The organism is Polaromonas sp. P1_G2 (assembly GCF_056405515.1).
The window spans coordinates 1-467 of sequence record NZ_JBFUBY010001076.1; the positions used below are offsets into that span (position 1 = coordinate 1).

The following is a 467-nucleotide window of genomic DNA, read 5'->3' on the forward strand; positions in this document are numbered from 1 at the left end:
GGGTTATACGCAGAAGGCTGCGTCCGACAAGGTGAGCGGCCAGATCGACATCTTCGGCAATGCCGCGAGCGGGCCGGAAAAGATCACATTCCAGCCCACCACGCCCTGGATGCCGTCCGAAAAGCTGATGCGCGAATTCCAGGTCCTCGGCTTCTACCTGACGGCCCATCCGCTCGATGCTTATGTCAAAACGCTGGAAAAGCTGCGCGTCCAGACCTTCGCCAATTTCGCCAATGCGGTGAAGCAGGGCAAGGCGCCGGGCCGGCTGGCCGGCACGGTGACCAGCAAGCAGGAGCGCAAGACCCGTACCGGCAATAAGATGGGCATCATCGCCTTCTCGGATTCATCGGGTCAGTACGAAGCGGTGATGTTCTCCGAAACCCTGGCGCAATACCGCGATATGCTCGAACCCGGCAAATCCTTCATCATCGGCGTTGAAGCCGACGAACGCCCGGAAGGCATCGGGC

1 protein-coding gene is annotated in these 467 nt (G+C 60.6%); it reads left to right on the forward strand.

The features are described 5' to 3' along the window. The coding region (locus AC1D0P_RS29130) for an OB-fold nucleic acid binding domain-containing protein (protein ID WP_477679917.1) at nucleotides 1–467 on the forward strand (467 nt) is incomplete at both ends.